Source organism: Lacibacter sp. H375 (assembly GCF_037892425.1).
GTDB lineage: Bacteria > Bacteroidota > Bacteroidia > Chitinophagales > Chitinophagaceae > Lacibacter.
The window spans coordinates 2,834,842-2,856,403 of record NZ_JBBKTT010000001.1; the positions used below are offsets into that span (position 1 = coordinate 2,834,842).

Annotated in this window: 26 protein-coding genes; 8 read left to right on the forward strand and 18 right to left on the reverse strand. The window is 39.6% G+C overall.

Going from position 1 to position 21,562, the window contains the following annotated elements; all coding sequences use genetic code 11:
* Positions 1–122 precede the first annotated feature (122 nt).
* The 4 genes from WG954_RS12375 to WG954_RS12390 all read left to right on the forward strand — a co-directional run bounded on the left by WG954_RS12375 (position 123) and on the right by WG954_RS12390 (position 4,035).
* The gene (locus tag WG954_RS12375) at positions 123–692 is read left to right on the forward strand and encodes an RNA polymerase sigma factor (RefSeq protein ID WP_324228772.1); all 570 of its coding nucleotides are present in this window, start codon (positions 123–125) and stop codon (positions 690–692) included.
* Positions 673–2,127: an outer membrane beta-barrel protein gene (locus tag WG954_RS12380; RefSeq protein WP_340436896.1), complete on the forward strand. Its 1,455-nt coding sequence runs from the start codon at positions 673–675 to the stop codon at positions 2,125–2,127. Before WG954_RS12375 ends, WG954_RS12380 begins: the two co-directional genes overlap by 20 nt.
* 68 nt (positions 2,128–2,195) lie before the next feature.
* Positions 2,196–3,458: an LVIVD repeat-containing protein gene (locus WG954_RS12385; RefSeq protein ID WP_340436897.1), complete on the forward strand. Its 1,263-nt coding sequence runs from the start codon at positions 2,196–2,198 to the stop codon at positions 3,456–3,458.
* 4 nt (positions 3,459–3,462) lie between these two features.
* Positions 3,463–4,035 (forward strand): hypothetical protein, encoded by a 573-nt coding sequence (locus WG954_RS12390; RefSeq protein WP_340436898.1) that lies wholly within the window; start codon positions 3,463–3,465, stop codon positions 4,033–4,035.
* Positions 4,036–4,107: 72 nt separating this feature from the next.
* Here WG954_RS12390 and queG read toward each other — a convergent pair whose 3' ends face one another.
* The 10 genes from queG to WG954_RS12440 form a co-directional block, all read right to left on the reverse strand.
* Positions 4,108–5,040, reverse strand: coding sequence for a tRNA epoxyqueuosine(34) reductase QueG (gene queG / locus WG954_RS12395; RefSeq protein WP_340438916.1), 933 nt, complete (start codon positions 5,038–5,040; stop codon positions 4,108–4,110).
* A gap of 53 nt (positions 5,041–5,093) precedes the next feature.
* Entirely contained in the window at positions 5,094–5,435 is a 342-nt protein-coding gene (locus tag WG954_RS12400) for a hypothetical protein (RefSeq protein WP_340436899.1), read from the reverse strand.
* A gap of 39 nt (positions 5,436–5,474) precedes the next feature.
* Positions 5,475–6,488, reverse strand: a complete 1,014-nt coding sequence (locus WG954_RS12405) for a serine hydrolase domain-containing protein (protein WP_340436900.1) — start codon at positions 6,486–6,488, stop codon at positions 5,475–5,477.
* Positions 6,489–6,565: 77 nt separating this feature from the next.
* On the reverse strand, positions 6,566–6,982 hold the full coding sequence (locus WG954_RS12410; protein WP_340436901.1) for a VOC family protein: 417 nt from the start codon (positions 6,980–6,982) through the stop codon (positions 6,566–6,568).
* 27 nt (positions 6,983–7,009) lie between these two features.
* Positions 7,010–7,420, reverse strand: a complete 411-nt coding sequence (locus WG954_RS12415; protein WP_340436902.1) for a VOC family protein — start codon at positions 7,418–7,420, stop codon at positions 7,010–7,012.
* Positions 7,421–7,423: 3 nt separating this feature from the next.
* Entirely contained in the window at positions 7,424–7,867 is a 444-nt protein-coding gene (locus WG954_RS12420; protein ID WP_340436903.1) for an SRPBCC family protein, read from the reverse strand.
* Between the two features lie 17 nt (positions 7,868–7,884).
* Positions 7,885–8,262: a DUF1801 domain-containing protein gene (locus WG954_RS12425; RefSeq protein WP_340436904.1), complete on the reverse strand. Its 378-nt coding sequence runs from the start codon at positions 8,260–8,262 to the stop codon at positions 7,885–7,887.
* Between the two features lie 8 nt (positions 8,263–8,270).
* On the reverse strand, positions 8,271–8,804 hold the full coding sequence (locus WG954_RS12430) for an SRPBCC family protein (RefSeq protein WP_340436905.1): 534 nt from the start codon (positions 8,802–8,804) through the stop codon (positions 8,271–8,273).
* 43 nt (positions 8,805–8,847) lie between these two features.
* On the reverse strand, positions 8,848–9,057 hold the full coding sequence (locus WG954_RS12435; protein ID WP_340436906.1) for a hypothetical protein: 210 nt from the start codon (positions 9,055–9,057) through the stop codon (positions 8,848–8,850).
* A 12-nt stretch (positions 9,058–9,069) separates the two neighbouring features.
* A complete protein-coding gene (locus WG954_RS12440; protein WP_340436907.1) occupies positions 9,070–9,585 on the reverse strand; it encodes a DinB family protein in 516 nt (171 codons plus the stop codon).
* 140 nt (positions 9,586–9,725) lie between these two features.
* On the opposite strand from WG954_RS12440, the gene WG954_RS12445 reads away from it, so the two are divergent.
* From WG954_RS12445 to WG954_RS12460, 4 genes are all read left to right on the forward strand, one after another.
* Positions 9,726–10,709 carry a GlxA family transcriptional regulator gene (locus WG954_RS12445; RefSeq protein ID WP_340436908.1) on the forward strand — a complete coding sequence of 328 codons (984 nt, stop codon included), beginning with the start codon at positions 9,726–9,728 and terminating at the stop codon, positions 10,707–10,709.
* Between the two features lie 30 nt (positions 10,710–10,739).
* Positions 10,740–11,111, forward strand: a complete 372-nt coding sequence (locus WG954_RS12450) for an iron chaperone (protein ID WP_340436909.1) — start codon at positions 10,740–10,742, stop codon at positions 11,109–11,111.
* Between the two features lie 160 nt (positions 11,112–11,271).
* On the forward strand, positions 11,272–11,958 hold the full coding sequence (locus WG954_RS12455; protein ID WP_340436910.1) for a hypothetical protein: 687 nt from the start codon (positions 11,272–11,274) through the stop codon (positions 11,956–11,958).
* Positions 11,959–12,040: 82 nt separating this feature from the next.
* Positions 12,041–12,574, forward strand: a complete 534-nt coding sequence (locus tag WG954_RS12460; RefSeq protein WP_340436911.1) for a class I SAM-dependent methyltransferase — start codon at positions 12,041–12,043, stop codon at positions 12,572–12,574.
* 10 nt (positions 12,575–12,584) lie between these two features.
* On the opposite strand, the gene WG954_RS12465 is transcribed toward WG954_RS12460, so the two are convergent.
* The 8 genes from WG954_RS12465 to WG954_RS12500 all read right to left on the reverse strand — a co-directional run bounded on the left by WG954_RS12465 (position 12,585) and on the right by WG954_RS12500 (position 21,434).
* The gene (locus tag WG954_RS12465) at positions 12,585–14,195 is read right to left on the reverse strand and encodes an OmpA family protein (RefSeq protein WP_340436912.1); all 1,611 of its coding nucleotides are present in this window, start codon (positions 14,193–14,195) and stop codon (positions 12,585–12,587) included.
* Between the two features lie 283 nt (positions 14,196–14,478).
* Positions 14,479–14,844, reverse strand: a complete 366-nt coding sequence (locus WG954_RS12470) for a hypothetical protein (RefSeq protein WP_340436913.1) — start codon at positions 14,842–14,844, stop codon at positions 14,479–14,481.
* 303 nt (positions 14,845–15,147) lie between these two features.
* Positions 15,148–15,564 (reverse strand): hypothetical protein, encoded by a 417-nt coding sequence (locus WG954_RS12475; RefSeq protein ID WP_340436914.1) that lies wholly within the window; start codon positions 15,562–15,564, stop codon positions 15,148–15,150.
* Positions 15,565–15,575: 11 nt separating this feature from the next.
* Entirely contained in the window at positions 15,576–15,929 is a 354-nt protein-coding gene (locus WG954_RS12480; protein ID WP_340436915.1) for a YciI family protein, read from the reverse strand.
* Positions 15,930–16,009: 80 nt separating this feature from the next.
* Positions 16,010–16,579 carry a Crp/Fnr family transcriptional regulator gene (locus tag WG954_RS12485; RefSeq protein WP_340436917.1) on the reverse strand — a complete coding sequence of 190 codons (570 nt, stop codon included), beginning with the start codon at positions 16,577–16,579 and terminating at the stop codon, positions 16,010–16,012.
* Between the two features lie 234 nt (positions 16,580–16,813).
* Positions 16,814–18,475: an FAD-dependent oxidoreductase gene (locus WG954_RS12490; RefSeq protein ID WP_340436918.1), complete on the reverse strand. Its 1,662-nt coding sequence runs from the start codon at positions 18,473–18,475 to the stop codon at positions 16,814–16,816.
* 112 nt (positions 18,476–18,587) lie between these two features.
* Positions 18,588–20,018, reverse strand: a complete 1,431-nt coding sequence (locus WG954_RS12495) for an ATP-binding protein (protein ID WP_340436919.1) — start codon at positions 20,016–20,018, stop codon at positions 18,588–18,590.
* Positions 20,019–20,171: 153 nt separating this feature from the next.
* A complete protein-coding gene (locus WG954_RS12500; RefSeq protein ID WP_340436920.1) occupies positions 20,172–21,434 on the reverse strand; it encodes a glycoside hydrolase family 88/105 protein in 1,263 nt (420 codons plus the stop codon).
* Between the last annotated feature and the right edge of the window lie 128 nt (positions 21,435–21,562).

Below are 21,562 nucleotides of genomic sequence, written 5' to 3' on the forward strand. Positions count from 1 at the left end.
ATCAGTAGTTATGTTTTAAGTGTAACAGCCCCGTTTTCTAACGGGGCTTCTTTTTGTAAAAAATTTTTAACAGAGGAGCAACGAATGGTGAAATAGCTTTGTCAACCCTTTACAAAACCTGAATGATCGATCAGCGGCAACTAATAAAAGACTGTTTGCGTGGCAATGCCATGGCTCAAAAGCAACTCTATGATGCTTTTGCTGAAACCATGCTTGGTATTTGTTACCGTTATACCAAATCCCTGGCCGATGCGGAAGATGTATTGCAGGAAGGTTTTGTAAAAGTGTTTCGTAACCTTCATACTTACCGAAGTGAAGGAGAATTGGGAGGCTGGATACGCACCATTATGGTGAACACTGCTTTGAACTATTTAAAAAAGAAAAAGGAATACCAATACGATATGTCGTTCCTGAGTGAGCCGTTACATCCTGTAAGTAATGATAACCCTGAAGTGTTACTACGAACCAAACAACTGGCTGAATTGATAAGACAACTCCCCACCGGTTATCAAACGATCTTTAACCTGCATGCAGTGGAAGGCTTCACACATGTAGAGATCGGAAAGATGCTCGGCATCAGCGAAGGCACCAGCCGCAGCCAGTATATGCGAGCAAGAAACCTGTTGATCACCTGGATTGAAAAATATAATTCCGAACCCCAAAAGCAAGTGTATGGCGGATCATCAATTTGAACAAAAGGTAAGCCAGCAGCTGTCCGACTTCAAACTGAAGCCATCGGCAGAAGTGTGGCAACAAGTGGAGATACAATTGGAAGAAGATAGAAAACGCAGGAGATGGTTTTTCTATTTACCCATTGCAGCACTTTTAATTGGAGGGTTGCTCTATGCTGTATGGCCTGCGGAAGAACCTGCGAAAGCTGATGTAGCTGTGCAGACAAACTCAGATAAATCAAATACAACATTAACCAGAGAAAATAATTCAATTGAATCGCCATTAACCAAAACCGAATCATCGACAACTGTAAACGAAACAACAGCTTCTAAAAAAGAGACTGAAGAAAAAATCTTAGGTCTGAAAAAGGAAACATCAACACCGGTTAAACAGAATACAATTGTAAAACCAGTGAATATTCAGAAGATAAAAACGGGAAACAGGCAAATAGTTGCAGTAACAACTCAAAAGCAAAAAAGTAAAGATGAAGTTGCTCTTGTTACTGATAAAGTAACAGTGCAAAAAGAAGCATCCGTTGATCAAACGATTGTTTCTGTTGAAACAAAACAACCTGAACAAAAAACAGATAGTCCTGCTGTTAACCTATCCGCAGTAATTAAAACAGATACAGCACAAACAACTGCATCAACTTCCACTGTTGATACAAATGCTGTTGCGCTTGCAGAACCCGCACCAACAATTACAAAAAAGAAATGGCAGTTGGGTTTACATGTAAGTACAGGAATAGCTGATATCAGGGGAAGTCTGTTCCCGGGATCAGGATTTAAATCTTTCTCTCTTTCCGATCGATTTTATTCTCCCACTGGAATTGGCAATGGTGGACAGGGTGGGGCTACACGAATTGTTCAATATGACTATGCCATAAAACCTGCTGCTCAATTAGGCGTTGGTGTTTTGTTACGCAAACCATTTAAGAAAAGACATTCGTTTGTAACAGGTCTGCAATATCAATACAGCAGCTACTCTGTTACACAACGCCAGCGTATCGATTCATTTTTGACGCCCACGAATATGTTCAGCAATATTTCAACAAAAGAAAAAACTGAACAATTTCGCATGCATACTTTGAATGTGCCGCTTGAACTGGAATTTAAAATTGCTGATATTAAAAAAGGTAAATTATTATTCAGTGCCGGTGTACATAACTGGTTTGTAGTATCCTCAACACAAACTGATACGCTGTCTGCATTTCGTTATGCAGCTGAAAGTTACCGCAGCACTGCTTATAATGGTAGCACAGTTATAAAAGAAACAAAAGCAACCACATATCAGCCACAACTATATATATCACCATCATTTGAATGGAGAGGTAAAAAAACAAGCTCACAGTTAGGATTGTACCTCGATTATGGATTGCGTCCGGCCTATAAGAGCACATCAAAGGATTACTGGTGGCAAACAGGTATCCGTTACCGTATCTTTTTTAATCGCTGAAAATAAATAGAAGCAACGCAACGGTTTTAAAACAGGCAGTGTCAACCTTCTAAACAAACTGCTGTAATATGAAACAAAGAAATTTCAAAACCTTTGCGTTACTGCTTGTAACTGTTTCTTTATTGCAAAGCTGTCTTAAAGACAAGTGCACACAAACCTATACGCTGCTTCGTCCGGTTTATAAAACCAAGCAGGAAGTATGGAGTGAAATAAAAAGTAAACCTGCGAAAGCAATCATTAATCCCGGTAAAATTTCACTCTTCGGCAATACTATTTTTCTCAATGAAATTGACAAAGGCATACATGTGATCGATAACAGTAATCCATCACAGCCAAAAAACATTGGCTTTATAGAAGTGCCCGGCAATATTGATCTTGCGATAAATGGAAACAGGTTGTATGCCGATCTCTTCAACGATCTTATTACAATTGATATCAGTAATCCTCAACAGGTAAAAGTTTTGAACATTAAAGAAAAAGTGTTTCCGCACCGTTTATTCAGCAATGGTTTTTCGGCTGATACAAATCTGGTGATCGTTGACTGGCTACGAAAAGATACAACGGTAACCGTAAGTTGCAGTAATGGACAAAGGCAAGGGCCTTTTCTGTGGGACAGAGGTTTTCTTGCGGTAGCACAAAACTTTTCTTCATCAGGTGCCGCTGCAGTTACAAAAGGGATAAATGGGTCCATGGCAAGATTTGCCTTGAAGAATGATTATCTCTACACCGTTTCAAACAACGATCTGAAAGTATTTGGTTTGCAAAATGCAGATCAACCGCAACACTTGAACACAGTAGCGGTAGGTTGGGGAATTGAAACCATCTATCCCTTCAAAGAACAATTATTTATTGGTTCGAACAATGGTATGTTCATCTTTAGTGTGCAAAATCCTGCAGTACCTCAAAAAACAGGAAGTTTTCAACATGCATTTGCCTGCGATCCTGTGATTGCTGATGATACACATGCTTATGTAACTCTGCGCAGCGGCACCACATGCCGTGGAGCAATTGCAAATCAACTTGACGTTATCAATATTACAAACCTGCAAGCACCTTCATTACTTAAAACCTATCCGCTGACAAATCCGCATGGTTTATCTAAAGATGGCAACCTGTTGTTTGTGTGCGATGGTAAAGATGGTTTGCGTATTTACAATGCAGCAAACCCGGGCAGTTTAAGCTTGGTGAAACATATTAAAGGATTTGAAGCCTATGATGTAATTGCCTGGAACGGTAACGCATTGGTTGTAACAAAAACAGCGTTGTTGCAATTTGATTACAGCAATCAAACAAATATCAGTCAACGTAGCAGTATCACTATTCAAAGATAATCGTATGAGGAGTACTCTTATTTCACTGTTTAGTTTAATGGTAAGCTGTTTGTTTGCACAAGAGAAAATGAAAACTGGAAATGAAAAGCCGTTAAAATTTCAAACGATCATCCAGGGAGGATTACTGGCCGGAAGCTCAGCAGAATCGTTTGCAATACAAACGATCAATGGATTTCGTTTTGGCAACTGGTATGCTGGTGTAGGAACGGGTCTTGATTTCTACATGCAGCGAGGTGTGCCTCTTTTTGCAGATGTGCGTTATCATTTTTCTAATCAACGCAAATCATTTTTTATTTATACCGATGCGGGCGCTCATGTTCCCTGGATCAAAAACAAAGATCAACGCAATATCATCTCGCAGAGTACAGGCTTGTACACCGATGCAGGTGTAGGATTTCGTTTGGCAACAAAAAAGGGAGATGGGTTTTTGTTTAGTGCAGGTTATTCTTACAAACATGTGCCTGAAAAACAACAGGGCTTCAGCTGGCAATCGTGGCCGCAACCCAATGGAGAAAACGTTCTGAATTATAATTATCGCTTCAACCGTGTAGTGGTGAAATTTGGATTGATGTTCTAAGCAACTTGTTCATTATTGTTGAATATGCAACCGGGATACACCTATCAAAGAGGCTTTGTGCCTCTTTCTTTTTTAAGCGGACTGAATGAATTTTAAGTTGCGTTGAATACCGGCAAACTTTGTTCGTTTGAGGGGAGAATTTTTAAATAATTGCTTAAATGTTTCTTCACTCATTTCTTCCCATTCTTTATTTGATAGATTTAATATTTCGGGAATAGGCGTAAATTTTTGTTCTGTTGTTGGTTTGCTGAAACGGTTCCATGGACAAACATCCTGGCAAACATCGCAACCAAACATCCAATTTTTGAATTTGCCTTTCATGTTTTCATCGATCAATGCATCTTTTAATTCGATGGTGAAGTAGGAGATGCATTTGCTGCCATCAATTACTTTGTCTGGAAGGATAGCATCCGTAGGGCAACTGTCAATACATTTTGTGCAGCTGCCGCAAAAATCTTTTGCAAAAGGCGAATCATATTCCAGTTCTAGATCGCAGATGAGAGTTGCAAGAAAAAAGAACGAACCACTTTGTTTACTGATGAGGTTTCCATTCTTGCCGATCCAACCCAAACCACTTCGTTGGGCCCAACTTCTTTCTAATACAGGTGCACTATCAACAAAACCCCTGCCGTTTACTTTACCAATGTTTGTATTGATCAATGCTAATAGTTCTTTCAGTTTGTTGCGGATCACTTCATGGTAATCATTTCCAAAAGCATACTTCGAAATCTTGGGAGCGTTTTCTTTTTGTGTAGCTGATGGAAAATAATTCATCATTAATGTGATCACACTCTTTGCCCCGGGTACAAGTTGTGTAGGATCAACACGCATGTCGAAATGATTTTCCATGTATTGCATGCTGCCATGCATGCCCTTGTTCAGCCAGGCTTCAAGTTTTTTTGCATCATCATCAAGCCGTTGGGCTTTGGCAATACCACAATAGCTGAAACCAAGCGATGCAGCTGTTTGTTTTATGAAGGCGGTATGTGCTGATGTGTTTAGCAGGGAAAATTGTTAAGGCTGTAAAAATACAGCCTGTGTTTGGAAGATGCTCTGCTTTATTTGTCTTCCACATGCAACCTGTGCATGATACGGTGAATAGCGGGCGCTAGTATAAGCCCGATGTTTGTAATAAAAACTACACCGCTGAAGAGCGCATAAAAAGAAGCAAACCATTTTCCGGCCGGTTGCGTAATAGTATCAACCGGTCCCATGCCGCTGAGGATCATCGATGCATTCAATAGCGCATCGAGCCAATCCATACCTGTAGTGTAGTGATAGCCTACGATGCCGATCAATAAACTGATAAATAAAACCACGAGTGCAAGCAAAAGGCTTCTGCCTATTCGTTGATAATACTTTTTCGTTGAAGCAAGAGGTTGCCTTTTATGTTCATACATGGGTAAACGTTTCTGTACTCAAATTAGAAAGAATGGTATTTATTTGCAAGTGCTTGTGATCTGTGCATCAATAGCTGCTTTCAGTTGATCATACAATTCACGTTTTAATCCATCCCTTTCCTTTTTGGCCAAGAGAATACAACTGTAGCCACGGCAATAGTCGATCCATACAAACGGGCTGTTTTGTGATACACAGTTCACAACTTTACCATCACTTGTTTCTCGCCATGTGCCGAGGCCATAACTAAAGCCATTCATAAAAGGCGGTGTGTATTTATTCAGCGCAGTGCCTGTTTGCAGTTTCATTATTTCTGCAATGGATGCTTCCGTTAAAATTTGTTTCCCATTAAACATGCCTTTATTCAATAACATGCTTAAGAAATTTGTGTATTCAACGGCTGACGATTTTGCACCATCAAACGGACTGATAGCAGATGTGTAATTACTAAAACTTGTGATGCGCATGTTCAGCGGACGAAATAATTTCTCCTGTATCAATCGGTCAAATTTTTTCTTTGTCACTACTTCCAATACACGTCCTGCAATGGAAGGGCCGATCTGATCATACTGAAACCAATTGCCGGGATTATTGGCGATAGCTCTTTTCTCAGCATAATAATTCACTTCTTCTTCAAGCGATGAAAAACTCTTTCGTTGAAATAATTTGCCTGCTCCTTGTTTATCTGTTTCAATACCTGTTGTGTGGCTGAGGCAATGACGGATGGTGATGTAACCCTTCATCCACTTTGGGAAAATGGGCAGGTATTTTCCAACGTTATCATCCAGTGAAATTTTTCCTTCCTGCACCATGATCATGACCATTGCTGCGGTAAGCCATTGACTGCTTTCGCCAATCGGTGCCTGTATGTTTGGCCTGAAATCGCCCAGCATTTTCTGGTACAATGCTTTGCCATCTTTGTAAATAATGAGAGCCTGGTCATCGCCCAACTGTTTCTGGTTGTTGAGCATGATCTGTTCTACTTCTGTAAAACTTTGAGCATTTGAGGTACTGAATAAAAAAGCGCTGAAAAGAAAAAGCAGCATTTGTTTCATCACTGAAATTTTATGCTGCTAAAGATAATTGGAAACAGGATGCAGCCAAGCATCCTGTTTAAGATTAACAAACTTTGTTATGGGTGAGGTTCTTCGTAATTGAACGACCAGTATTTGCCATACTTATCGATCAGCGAACCATAATAACCACCCCAGAACATTTTGGCTAATGGTTCCGTGACTATACCTCCTTGCTCAAGGTGTGCAAAGAAACGTTTCACTTCTTCTTCGCTGCTGCATTGCAGGCAAAGTTGTGAACCATTGCCATCGTTCAGTTTTTCCCGGTTCATATCCGAAGCCATGATTACGATCGATCCGCTGATCAATTGCGAATGCATAATTGCATCCTGCAGGTTGGGAGGTAACTGACTTGCCATGGGCGATTCGGCAACTGTTTGCATGGTTAGTTCGCCACCGAAGCAATCCTTATAAAAATTCATTGCTTCTTTACAATTGCCGTTAAAGATGAGATAAGGGTTTAGTATTGTTGGCATGATCCGAAATTTTTAATGATGATAATGTCAGGAAGGAATTTGCGACGCATCGGTGTACATTACTTCCCATTGATGTCCATCAGGGTCTGCAAAAGAATCGTAATACATCCATCCATGATCGGCCGACTCACGATAGCGACTGCCGCCATTAGAAAGTGCCGCCTTTATTATTTCATCAACTCTTTCCCTGCTTTCAACTTCTATGGCGATCAATACCTGTGTAGTGGTTCCGTCTGCAATAGAACGGTTCGTGAACGTAGAAAAGAATTCATGTGTAATAAGCATGGAATACATTGTTCCTTCGTTCAATACAAGACACACAGCTTTATCATCACTGAATTGCTCATTAAAGCTGAATCCTAAAGTTGCCCAGAATGCCTTTGTTACGGCAAGGTCCTTAACAGGCAAATTGATGTAGATCGATTTTATTGTTGCCATTGTTTAGTTGTTTGATTCAGCCAATGTTTTAATTGATTCAATAGCCTGGGGCCAGGTCTTTTCAAAATAATCTTTAAAGTCGGAAGTAATAGCCATGTCAACCTCAAGCTTTGTACCGCCATTGTTTTCTGTAAGCGTATAATTTTCTGTAGCTCCTTGCCACTGCTTTACTTTTTCACTTGTGGTATCTTCCACGCCATCTTTTAATTCGCCGAGATGTTCGAACGACATGTACTCGTTTGGTTTGTTTGCGGCTATTTTACTTACCATGCCACTTCCTTTGCCATCAGTAAATAAAACTTTACTACCTTCTTTCCAATCGGTTTCCACGGTGGAGCCTTCGCTGAAGACTGCTGTCCATGTTTCATATTTTCCTTTTGCCCAAAGAGTATCCCATACTTTTTCTTTTGGTGCGTTGATGTCTACTGAGAAATGAAGATGTTCCATAACATTTGTTTTAAGGTTTAATTAATTAACTGCACCGATTCGTTAATGATCCGTTGCAATTCTTTTTTATTTGCTTTTACAGCTTTCATGTCGGGCAGGTATAACATACGTCGGTCTTTGTAATCGCCTTCGAGTAATGCCGATTTTATTTTTACGATTGTAGGATGATGGAAAATGAGATGCACATGTTCAGTGGCACGGTGATTAAACGTTACAATATCTTCTTTGCTGTAATAACTGGGCGCATTCCATTTAATACGTTCATGAATGTTCTTGTTACTGTCTTTAATGATCTTACGAACAGCATCTATTTCGGCTTTCAACGGATGCTCCAGTGTATTCATCCAGTCGTTCACCAGTTCTTCATCAGTTGGTTTAATTTTCTTTGTAGCCATGGATGCGTTTATTTCTCCAGGTTTGTTTTCATGTTGTTTAGATTTGTTTCCATGTCTTTACCAAGGACCATGTTCATGAACAGGTTCATAAAATTCATGGGCCATTCGGATTTGCCAGAAAAAGTGGTGGTAACTTTTGTCTGGTTGTCGTTTACCGATGTAAATGTATTTGTAGCATAATTCGTGCCTTCAAATGGTTCTTTAAAACGCAATTCCACTTTCATGCTTTCGGCTTCCTTCAGTTCAATGATCTGCTGTTCACCCACACCCACATTCTTGTCTTCACTTTCCCAGGCCGATTGTGCGCCAACTGTGCCATCGGTACCGCTGTACACAATTTTGATGTTGGGATCTTTCATAACCCATACGCTGTATTGTTCCTGGTTTTTAATAAGTTTCACATAATCGAAAACCTGTTGCTTAGGTTTGTTGACGATGATTTCTTTAGATAAAGAAAATTCTTTGTCGATGAATAAGGCAAAGACGAGAATAATGACAATGATACCGAGAACAGCAAGGAGGATTCGTTTTAAAATTTTCATCTGTTTTCTTTTTTGTAGATATGGTTAATGGTTAAGAGTTTTATTAATCCAGCTCGCTGCAGTGAAACCCTTTTTCACGCACCAGCTGTTTCACTGTTTCCGTTTGCACATTTATTCCTTCGAGCCTCAATACTTTATCACAATCATGCAGGTCGATGGTGATACGGCAGTTGGGAAAGAACTGCGCCAGAAAATGGATGAGACATTCCTTTGCGTTAATATCAGTCACATTTGTTTTAAACAGTTCGATCATGTTGTTACTGTTTTACAAGTTTGCAGCGATCTCTTTTATCTGCCGCAAATGCCGTTGTGTATGATACAAAACAAAATGCAGGATCTCAAATTTGCTGATGTTGCCAAATGCCGGGTGATGGATCATTTCATCAAGGTCGTCTTCATACATCCGTTCCCTGATGCGTTGTATCGATTCCTGCAATTCTTTCAACAACAATTCAGGGTCGTAAATATTTTTTGTTGGTACGATAAAATCAGGGGATTGGTATTTTTTCTGAAAATCAAGAAAGATCTTCTTCAGTTCGTCGATCCGTTCACCTGGGTTACGGTCTACTGGGTTTCCCTTCAACGCCAGAGCTTTTGCCACTGAGTTATTGGAGAGCCTGATATGATCGGCCACCTGTGCAATACTCCATTTATCTGCTCCGGGCCTTTGATTAAAAAACGGCTCTTCAATTGCTTGCAGTAATTGCACCAGTGTGCCGGTAACCTGTTCAATATGATTGATGAGTGATGCTATTTGTACTGTGCCTGTTATCATATGCATGATTCTTGCACAAACCTAAAAACAGTTTTTTTTACATGAAGGGTGCAAATGCGGCTTTATCTGGGGTTGATTGCGACAAATGCATTCCTTACATTTGATAACTCTTAACCAAACGATCTGCTTTATTAAACGACCAATAGATGAAACACATTTCAATTTTAGTTCCGCTGGGGCACACCAGTTTGCCAAACATTGATGGTACACATCAGATATTAAACGAAGTAAATAATATTCGTGTAGCAATGGGAGAGGAGCCATTGTTCAGGATTCAACTGGTTGGGTTAGAAAAAAATATTGAGCAACGTAATGGCCTGTACACGATCCAACCCGATGTATTGATCTCTGATGTGAAACAAACTAATATCATCATTATCCCAGCAATGCATGGCGATCTTCCAAAAGCAATGGAAAGTAATGCTGCATTCCTTCCATGGATGGTGGAGCAATATCATAAAGGGTCAGAAATAGTGAGCTTTTGTATTGGCTCTTTCTTTTTAGCAGCTACCGGTTTGCTCAAAGGAAAGAAATGTGCCACACATTGGATCGCCGCAAATGATTTCCGCAGAATGTTTCCTGATGTAGAACTGGTTGATGATCGCATCATGACAGAAGAAGATGGTTTGTACACCAGTGGTGGTGCCTATTCTTTTTTAAACCTGTTGGCTTATATTATTGAAAAACATGCAGGCCGTGAAATTGCAGTGCGTATTGCCAAAACATTTATGATCGATATTGATCGTGAAAGTCAAAGTCCGTTCATTATTTTCAACGGACAAAAAGCGCATGAAGATGAATCGATCAAAAAAGCACAGGAATATATTGAACGCAACTACCAGGATCGTATAACGGTAGATCACCTGGCGGATATGTTGGCGCTTGGAAGACGTAACCTTGAACGTCGTTTCAAAAAAGCAACAGCTAATACTGTTGTTGAATATATTCAACGGGTGAAAATAGAGGCAGCAAAGAAACAATTGGAAAGCGGACGTAAGAATGTAAACGAGGTGATGTACGACACTGGTTATTCTGACGAAAAAGCATTCCGTACAGTATTTCGCAAGATCACGGGATTATCGCCACTGGCGTATCGGAATAAGTATAACAAAGAGATGGTGGCGGTGTAGATTTTTATTTAACAGTTTAATTTACTCAACATGAATTCGGCAAAACCTGAAACAATTCAAGAATACATTGCTGCCTTTCCTGCTGCTACACAGAAAATATTAAAGGAAGTTCATAACTGTATTAAGAAAGCTGCTCCCCAGGCAGAGGAAACAATTGGCTATGGCATTCCAACGTATAAACTTAATGGCAATCTTGTTCATTTCGGAGGGTACAAACAGCATGTTGGTTTTTATCCTGCACCCGCAGGTATAAAGGCATTTGAAAAAGAATTATCTGCGTACAAAAGTTCAAAAGGGGCAGTCCAGTTTCCGCTTGGTGAACCAATGCCTTTAACACTCATTACAAAAATTGTAAAGTTCAGGGTAAAACAAAATATGGAGAAACCTGTAAATAAAAAGTAAGGATGAATTGGTTTGTGCAATTCTATTGCGATGTGTCCTCTGTTGCAGCTTAAACAGTAAAAATTGGTTCTTGATTTTTCCACATACATAATGAGTTGGTATAAAAATTGTTATTGAGATAGAGTGCTTCTATTTTCAATTCATTTAAAAATTGTCATGTATGAAACCCGGATTCATTTGCATATTTGCTATTGCTTTGTTCTCAATGTTAGTGGGTTGTAAAAAAGAAAGTAATCAGTCGGGTGTAAATATGAAAATAAAAACCACCGGAGGTTCAAGGGCAGGTGGAAGAATTTCATCAGGAGAAATAGCGGGACGCACTACAGGTAGTATAACATGGACGAGTGGTTTTGCATCGGTAAATGAAATTGAATTTGAAGCAGAAAAGGAAGGAGATGAAAATGAAACCGAATTCAAATCAAAAGCAGCACAGCGTATTGATTTATTTTCACCACTTGAATCTCTTGGTTTTATAAATGTGCCGCCAGGCATGTATGAAGAAGTAGAATTTGAAGTTCATCTTGCCGCAACAAGTGCTGCCCCTGCCCTTGAATTAAGAGGAACTTATAATGCAACACCCATTGTGTTTCGAATCAATGATTCCTTTGAAGTAGAGGCAGAGTTTGAAGATTTTTCGATTCCACCTAATGCAGATATCAACGCTATTGTCAGTCTTAATCTTGATTTGCTTACAAGCGGAATTACTGATGCTGCTTTGAATGCGGCCACTTTAACAAATGGGGAGATTGTTATTTCTGCAAATTCAAATGTGGCATTGTATAATATCATACGAGCCAACTTTAATAAAATTGATGATGTTGAGGTAGATGATGACAATGATGATTAACTTATTCAGGTCTCTTAAGTAAAATGTGAGTATTCCCCGTTGTCCAGCGGGGAATTTTGTTTAAAAATTTGTTTTCAGAACTATGATCAACGACAAGACATATACCGCAATGCCCAAACGATTCATATGGGCTGTTGATATGCTCGATTTGCAACCGTGGCACCGTGTGTTGGAAATTGGATGTGGTGTTGGGTTGATGGCGGAAGTGATCTGCAACAAACTACAAGATGGAAAACTGGTTGCCATCGATAAATCTTCTTTCATGATCGAAAAAGCAAAGCTGAGAAATAAATCATTTATTGCAGGTGGAGTTGCCTCATTCGTAACTGCAGATTTCCTGAAAGCAGATCTGCAACGGTCAACATTCGATGTAATCACTGCTTTCAATCTTAATTTTTTCCGGAAAGATCCTGCTAAAGTATTGCAACGGGTGAAACAGTTTTTAAAACCTGGTGGTAAGCTGTTTATCTTTTTCCAGGATCCGTATGAAATAACCATCAGTGCAGCAGATCTTATAGCTGAAAAATTATCAGCCCATGGATTTACTGTGCTCGATACGAAACTAAAAGAACTTTCTCCAACATCAGCAATTTGTGTTGTAGCAGTGCCGGTATGATCGTGTAAGTTTAGTTTGATAATATTTTAAATTCTACTCTTCGGTTAAGCTGTCTTCCTTCATCTGTATCATTTGTTGCCACAGGTACTGTTTCGCCATAACCTTTAAAGCTCACCCGTTCAGGCGCAATACCCTTCGATAAAATATATTGCATCGCCGAGTTTGCACGGTTATGACTGAGTTTAATATTGTATTCATCAGAACCCTTGGCGTCAGTATGTGCTCCCAATTCAATGCTGATCGCCGGGTTATCATTAAGCATTTTCACCACACGGTTCAACTCGATAAAAGAAACAGGGCGGAGATCCCATTTATCAAAATCGAAGAACACATTGTTCAACCGAACGATCTGTCCGATCTCGATGGGAACAAGATAAAGGTCTTTGTGAATTTCTTTATAACCTGCACGGATCAATGAGTCAAGATTAAGGTTTTCTGATTGTGCAAAGAAATGATCGGCAGATGCACGGATAAGATAATTTTTATCATATGGCAATACGATCTGGAATGCACCATCACCGGGACTTGATAACCCATTACCTGCAATTACACCATCGGGTAATGTTTCATACACAAGACTTGCACTCAACGGTTGTTTTGTTTTTGCATTATACACATTGCCGCTTACCAACACAACGGGATCAGGTTTTTCGATCTCCAATAATTTCACTCTTACGATATCACTTTTACCCAGCGATTGAAAACTGCTTGTGAGATAAGCATATTCACCACCGGCATCTAAAGTAAAGAACGCATCAAAGTTAGCCGTGTTGATTGGTTCCCCGAGATTTACAGGCTCACTCCACTTTAACCATGTATCATCTAATCGTTTTGTTTTCCAGATATCCTGGTCGCCAATACCGCCGGGCCGGTCGCTGCTGAAATAAAGTGTAACAGCATCCGATGCGAGGTAAGGCGTCATTTGATTATAACCTGGCAGATTTATTTTTTTGCCGATACTTTTTGGTTCGCTCCATGTGCCATCTTCTTGAAGGAAACATGCATAAATTTTATTGATGCGGCTTTTGCTTTCTTCACTCATGTAGAGTAGCAACACCTGTCCATCACTAGACATACTTGCACCCGATTGAAACCCACGATCATACTTGTGATAGTTTTTTATTTTGAGCATATTGGGTTTGCTCCATCGTCCGTCTTTCTGCACTTCGCTCATGCTTACACCATTGCCGTAATAATCACCATCAACAAATGCATTGCGAAGAAGAATCCTGTTTTTATCAGGCGATATCCAATACACCGCATTGTAATGTGCAGTGTTAAAGGGAGGTCCTAAATGAATAGCATCCGTCCATTTGCCTGTTGCAGTATCACGGATCGAATACCAGATATCCTGCGAGTTGCGCACTTCATGTGCATGATTGTTTTCAGGATGACTTTCACAAATGAAAAATAAAAGATTTCCATCAGCAGAAATAGTAGGACGTAACTCAGGTAATTCAGAATTTACACGAAAGCCGAGATTCTCAATTTTAATGATGGTTGTTTCCGTGATGATCTTTTCTTTTTGCTCGATCATTTTGCCAACAGTATCAACAAGCGGCTGGGTAAAGCCAATAGAAACAAAAATGAAACAAAGAAGAGCGGATACAGATCGTTTCACGGGCAAGGGATTTGTTGCTAAACTACAGCAAACCCATCAGGTAAAGAATAGTAGAATAACGATTTGGGTATAGTAGATTATGAAATTTGTTGATAACAGAGAAGGCCTTTTATTGCGGGTGTGGGTTTAGGGCCTGGCGATGGTGGGCAATAGAATTATGTCAGCCAGTCCTAACACAAAAGCTAAATTGCTATACTGAACCTGAGCCTATGTTCGTCAGCCCCACGATTGCCAAACCCTTGTTGGCGTAGTGCTTAATCAAGCAATTCCTTCGGGTCTATTTTTATTTTGCGTCCAAAAATAAATACAATGATTTAATTAAATCGTTTTCTGTAATGGCTATATCGATTCCCGTTGCAACTGGTGTGGCTCCCTTTGGTCCAAGGTTCCAGGAAATAATTTGTGTTGTATGATTTATTTGCGATGGTTTGTTTAGTTCAAACTGAAATTCAATTGGCCATTCACTCTGCAATTTTGAAATAAGTTCATTTATTGCCTGATGTCCAACGATTGCATTTCCCGCATTGCTCTCATAAAACTGAATGTCTGGAGCATAAGTTTTCTTCATTGTTTCCAAACGCTTGTCCGAATCTCGATCGTTCCAAATTTCCAGTAAACTGTCCTCTAATAATTTCGCTGTTGTCGCCATTTTTTTTTGCTTAAATTACTTATTTGCTTTCAATATTTAGTTTATACTCACTCTGAATTCGGTCTTGGCTGTGTTGCCACTGCATTACCGCTAACGCTTTGGGGATTTCTTTAGGGCGGGTTTCGGAGCTCAAAACTGTGCGCCAGCACTGAATTTGAATTGAAGCCCCAAGCTCCAAGTTTGCATGTCACCCCGCCTGACGAAAAACCGGTGTTAGGCGTATATTCTTATTTTTCACCGTCCTAAATTATAAAAAGTCGGAACATAATATGTCCCGACTTGAAAAATTAGATTGCGAATTGCTTATCCGATTACTCTGTTGTCTTTAGCTACAAACTTTGCGAAGGCCAACAATGCACCTGTCACCATTATGTTTCTAAAAAAGTTTATCATTTCCAATTCCTTTTCTCTCATTAAGTCAGTGGTCATATTTTCTGTTCCTAATTCGTCTCCCATTGCTCTTGGCAAATGTACCAATACAGCCATTAAGATTGCATACAATGCCATGAATGAATAGGCTAACTTATCATATTTTCCTATTAATGCACTAACTATGAAAAGCAGGATACAAACCAAAGTAAAGTAATTCCAAAAGTATGGGAACGGCATATAATCTGGAACCAGTGAAGCCCCAACTTCTGGTTTGCCCAAATGCAAGCCCACATAAAGCAAAAACGAAAGCGGAAAAATATATTTTCCAAGAGTTAAAATTTTATCCATTGTTGTAAGTGTTAGTTTGTTGGAAAAGGAATGAGTGGCCTGATTTCAACCGAACTGTTTGGATATTTTAAAATAGGGCAAGTCTTGCTCCATTCTTGCACTTCTTCCAAATTGTCTGATTTGCAAATAAGAAATCCTGAAACTAAAACACTGTCTGTTTCTTTGTGAGGTCCAACAGTAATTTCATTATTGCTTACTATTGTTGCGTCATAGCGAATGGGTGCGGTATGAACTAATTTGCCTTGCATTGCAATATTGCCAATCCACGATTGCCACTTAGGCATATCTTCAGCCATATCTTGTGATGTTGCGAAGTAGCCATTTTCGGCACTTGCGTTGCGAAATAATAATAAATACTCTGTCATTGTTTTGAAATTTGAATTGTGAATGATGAGGTAAAATTCAACAATTAAATTTCCGTGAATGATGACAAAAGTCTACAATTTCAAAGCTGTGCTTTTAGTCGGCTAAAGACATCTTTATTGATGCCCAAGTAAGACGCTATAAGTTTACTTGATAGTCTTGTCATAAGAGTTGGTCGGTATTCCATTAACCACTTAATTCTGTCCAAAGCAGATAGGGCAACGAATGTGTTTATGCGATAAACGGAATTGGCGTAGGAAGCTTCAAGAATTTGTTTATACACTTTGTCAAACTGTGGAACTGTTTCCATCATTGTTTGAAATGATTCTCTGTCGATGAAAAAAAGGTCACACGGCTCAACAGTCCTAATATTTTCAGTCGCAGGTTTGCCACTCCCAAAACTTAAAAGTTCTGAACACCAATTATCTTCAATTACAATGTCACGTGTTGTTTCATTAAAGTCTTTGTCGTAAACATAGACTTGTAAACAGCCTTTGGCTACGAAGTAAACGTATTTACAAATGTCGCCTTGCTGTAAAAGCTGTTCGTTTCGTTTAGTCGTAATAAGCTTAAAATTAAAAAGAACCTTATCCAAATTATCAAGGTCATTTCCGAGTCGTGTAGTTATATGATTGCGTAAAATTTCTATCATTTATTCACCGTCGTTGATGTTTGTAGGGTCGCTTGTATCATTACCGCTAACACAAATATATAGGATATTAGATGTGCTGTGTTTAAAATTTAGAAATTGAAAGCCAGACATTTAGCGTTCTGCTTTTTGTAATTTTGTTAAGACAATCCGATTTGAAAATAAACGTCTGCTACATTCATTAAATCGTTTAATGGACTTAATGTATTTGCCAATTTCTTTTTTTACATTTTCCTCTTACATCTCCTGCAAATACTTTCTCACAAAACGAATAGCCATCGAGCCTTCACCTACAGCAGCTGAGATTCCTGTCATGGCACCAAAGCGTACATCACCTGAAGCAAAAATACCCGGTACACTTGTTTCAGAAAGAAAAGGTTCACGGTCTAATTTCCATAAGGAAGCAAATGATTTGTCTTTCATTAATTCACTGCCGCTGAGAATAAATCCTTTTTCATCTTTTAATACAAGGTCATCTAACCAACCCGTGCCGGGTCTTGTGCCGATATAAATGAACAATGCTTTTGCAGGAACAGTTTTCTCTTCGCCTGTAACAGCGTCTTTTAGTGTAATGGTTTCAAGAATGGTTGAGCCCGTACATGCAATTACGTCTGTATGCGGAATCACATGAATGTTCGGCGTGTTGCTGACATTTTCTACTAAATAATTTGCAGCCACCTGCGACAGTTTATCTTTCCGGATAAGAATGTTTACTTCTTTGGCGAACTTGCTCATATACATAGCTGCCTGGCAAGCTGAGTTGCCACCACCAACAATATAAATACTTTCATTACGGCATGCTTGTGCTTCAACTGCTGCTGCGCCATAATACACACCTGCACCTGTAAACGAATCCAATCCTTCCACTTCTAATTTTTTATAAGCCACACCTGTTGCAATGACGATTGCTTTACTATGTATCTGTGAACCATCCATCAACTCTGTGATCTTATAACCATCTTTTATCGTGATGGCTTTTACTTCCTGCGGTGTAAGAATTTCTGTTCCAAAACGAAGTGTTTGTGTAATGGCTCTTCTGCTTAACTCTGCTCCGGATAAACCTGTTGGAAAACCTAGATAATTTTCAATACGTGCACTGCTGCTTGCTTGTCCACCGGGATTACTACGTTCGATCAGCAATGTTTTTAATCCTTCGCATGAACCATACACGGATGCTGCAAGTCCTGCAGGTCCTGCACCAATGATGAGTACATCATACATTTCTTTGGTTGCTTTTTGTTGCAGGCCAACACGCTCAGCAAGTACAGGTAGAGTGGGGTCTGAAATGAATGATCCATCTTTTAAGATCACCAATGGCAGATCTGATCTTGACGCATTGGCACTGATCAGATATTTTTCTGCTTCTTCATCACTCTCCACATCCATCCAGATATAAGGAACCAAATTGCCGGAAAGAAATTCTTTGAGTTGATGACTTTTGGGCGACCATTGAAAACCGATGATCCTTGTTGCTTCATGATCGGGCTTGTATAACGCCTGCCATTCATCTAACAGATCATTTACTACAGGAAATAATTTTTCTTCAGGAGGATGCCAGGGCTTTAATAAATAGTAATCAAGCTTTACATTGTTGATAGCACGAATAGCTGCTTCAATATCGGAATAAGCAGTAAGCAATACTTTCTTCGCTTCAGGAAAAACTTCATTGGCCAATTCAAGAAAAGCAATGCCTTCCATTTCAGGCATACGTTGATCGGAAATAAATAAAGCAACTACTTCGTTTTTCAACTTCAACTCTTTGATGAGCTCCAATGCTTCCGTTGCTGATTCGGTTGCTGCAATTTTATAATCATCACGGTATTGATTCCGGATATCACGCTGAATAGCACGAAGCACCTGTACATCGTCGTCAATTAAAATGATATAAGGAAGTTTCATGTGTTTCTTTTTTGTTTGATTTTTGGCCACATGTTATTCGCCATAAAAATTAACATCGCTGTATGTTATAAATTGCTCGTTAATTTTTATGGCTCATTTCATCTGTTTTGGTTTATGGCTCCTGGTTATGTGATATGATTTGTTGCGACAATGGGATACAAACTTTAAAAACTGTTCTGCCCGTAGTTGATTCAACTTTAATATCGCCGTTATGACGTTTGATAATTCTGTTGACAATGTCTAACCCAATCCCTGTTCCTTCGCCAACTTTCTTCGTTGTGAAGAAAGGATCAAAAATGCGGGTGATGATTTCTTTGGGGATACCTTTTCCGTTATCAATAATGGCAACTGTTACGTCTTTTGTTGTACAGGTTGTTTCAATGGTTAGTATGCCGTTTTGATCCAACGCCGAAATGGCGTTGTCAATTAAGTTGGTCCACACCTGGTTTAGTTCGCCTACATAAGCAGGCACTACCGGCATATCGGCACAAAACTTTTTCACTACGTCAATATTCTTCCCACGCAATTTAAAACCCAGCAGCGTTAAAGTGTTTTCAATATCAATGTGAACATTGGTTGTTTGCAGATCGTTTGTACGATCCATGTGCACATGACTTTTTATAGATGCAACTAGTTTAGAAATACGGTCTGACGCATCGCCCAGATCTTTGATCATTTTTTGTGAGCTGATCAAATTTTCCAGCCATGGAGCCACACGTGTAAATGCTTCTGCCCCCGCATCGTTACGTATCTGTTCCAGTTCTTCCACCGTGAATCCATATTCAGCAAATGTTTCAGCTGCTTCCCGTTGTTTAATACCGCTGCTCTCCAGCCAATCTTCAATATCATCTTCTGCCTGCATGCGTTGCATGGTACTGCGTTTAGTTGTTTCTGCTGCAGCACTTTCTTTTTTCTCTACAATTGAATGAATGGTTTGAATATGCTCAGCTGTCATATTACATTCGAGCAGTTGTTTGGTGAGTATATAATTACGTGTAACACGTTTTGTTAATTCATCTGCAATACCACTGATAGCTGCTGCCGGATTATTTAATTCATGTGCTATGCCTGCTGCAAGATTGCCTAATGCATCAATTTTTTCATGTTGCAGTTGTGTAGTGGCAAATGCTTTGGCCCGTTCAGTCATATAACCAATGAGCCGTTGAATGAGTTCAGGGTTCAATACTTCCAGATCATGAAAATGATCTTTATGCAAACGCAGCATCTTTACTTCCCCTAATGCATAGGAATAACCTGGCATCGTTTTCATTCTGGAATAGGGGAGCAGGCCGCCTACACCTCCAGTCATGCTGCTGTTTTCAAATGTGAAATAATATACCTGCCTGCCGTTGATATACATGTAAAAAGTTACTTTGCCTTGCAATGCAATCCACATTACTTCGGCAGGGTCGCCATACTTAACAATCAGATCTCCATCCTGGTATTCGACATAGTTCGAACGATCGAGAATCCATTGGAGATGTTCGTCGGACAGGTTGTTAAAAGCAATCACGTTTCTAAGGTCTTCAATTGATGCTTGCATACTGCATTTACTTTGTGATAAATAATATTGAAGAATAATGGAAATGTAGTCAGGCGTTGGTCAAGGTCTGTTTGCTTAAATATACAACAGTATTTTGCAAACACAAACGCCACTGCATGGCAGTGGCGTCGTGTTTATTTCTTTTTGGTATTGCTATTTCTTTCTTATCAAAAAGAACTTACTGCTTCCCGGAGTAAATGCTGTTTCAAAAACAATCGATGCAGGTTTTTTTTGATGATTAGTAATTACTTCATACGGGATTTGTTCTCCCGTTACTGCATCTTCTACTATTACCTTTTTTGCTTTTACTTTTTTTATTTCAGCTGTCAACAACGACCACTCTACAGTAACCTTTTCTGTTTTAGTTGAGGAGGTAAGATTAACAGCTTCAACCATGGCAGTGTTCTTTTGTTGATCAATGGTCATGCGTAGCATTTCGCTGCCTGCTAACAGAAATGCACCAACACCATAAACATCGGTATCGTCATACGTGACTTTATCAGGTGCAGCTCCCTGTGCCTGCACAAAACCTAATTTGCCATTGGGGTGAACCGAAGTTGTAAGTGCATGCCATGCTTTTTTTACAACTGGCGAATATTTTTTATAAGGAAGAATGCCTTCGTTTACTCCCCAGCTTAATGCATAGCAGAAAAAACCTGTTCCACTGGTTTCTTTTACGGGATACGATACCGGATCTAATAAACTTGCATGCCAGCTTCCATCGGGCTGTTGAATAGCGGCCACCTTAGCCGACATGTCTTTAAACAACTGAATAAATTTTTCTCTATCCGGATGCTCTTTCGGCATTACTGACAACACTCTTACCAGACCACCCATTACCCAGCCATTGCCACGGCTCCAGAAAACTTTCGTTCCATTCTTTTCTTTTTTGTTGAAATAACGACTGTCTCTGTAATATAAATGCTCATCCTTATCGTATAAATATTCTGTAGACTTCCACCACAATTCAGATGAAGTATTCAAATACTTTGGATCGCCGGTTGCCTGTGTTAGATAAGCCAATGCAGGTGGGCCCATAAAGAGTGCATCACACCATGCCCATTCACGCAAATGAATACGGTCTTTCCATTCAAGACTTTCTGTATGCGGTATCATCGTCAGCGTATCGGCAAGGCTCTTAAAATCTTCAATGTACTTCGGGTCCTTGTAAATAGAGTAGAGCTGCGAATAAAGTTGTCCCACACAATAATCATCCGCAAAATGACGGTACTTGCCAATCTGCCATTTATTATCTTCTCCAACCTGTATCAGTTTTTTATAATAGGTTTCGTCATTCGCAAGTTTGCTCCAGGCCATCATACCTGCATACATGGCACCACTGGTCCAGTCTTTTTTCGGATTTTTCCAACCTTGTGTTTCAAGTGTTGTCCATTGCCAGTCAGCAACTTTTTTCATTTGATGGTGGATGCTGTCTGCACGTAAGTTCGATTGTTGAGCATTGGTTGCACAAACAAAAAAAAGTACAAGGAGTGATAACAATAATTGTTTTCGCATTTATTGATGAAATTCGTTTGAGTGATACT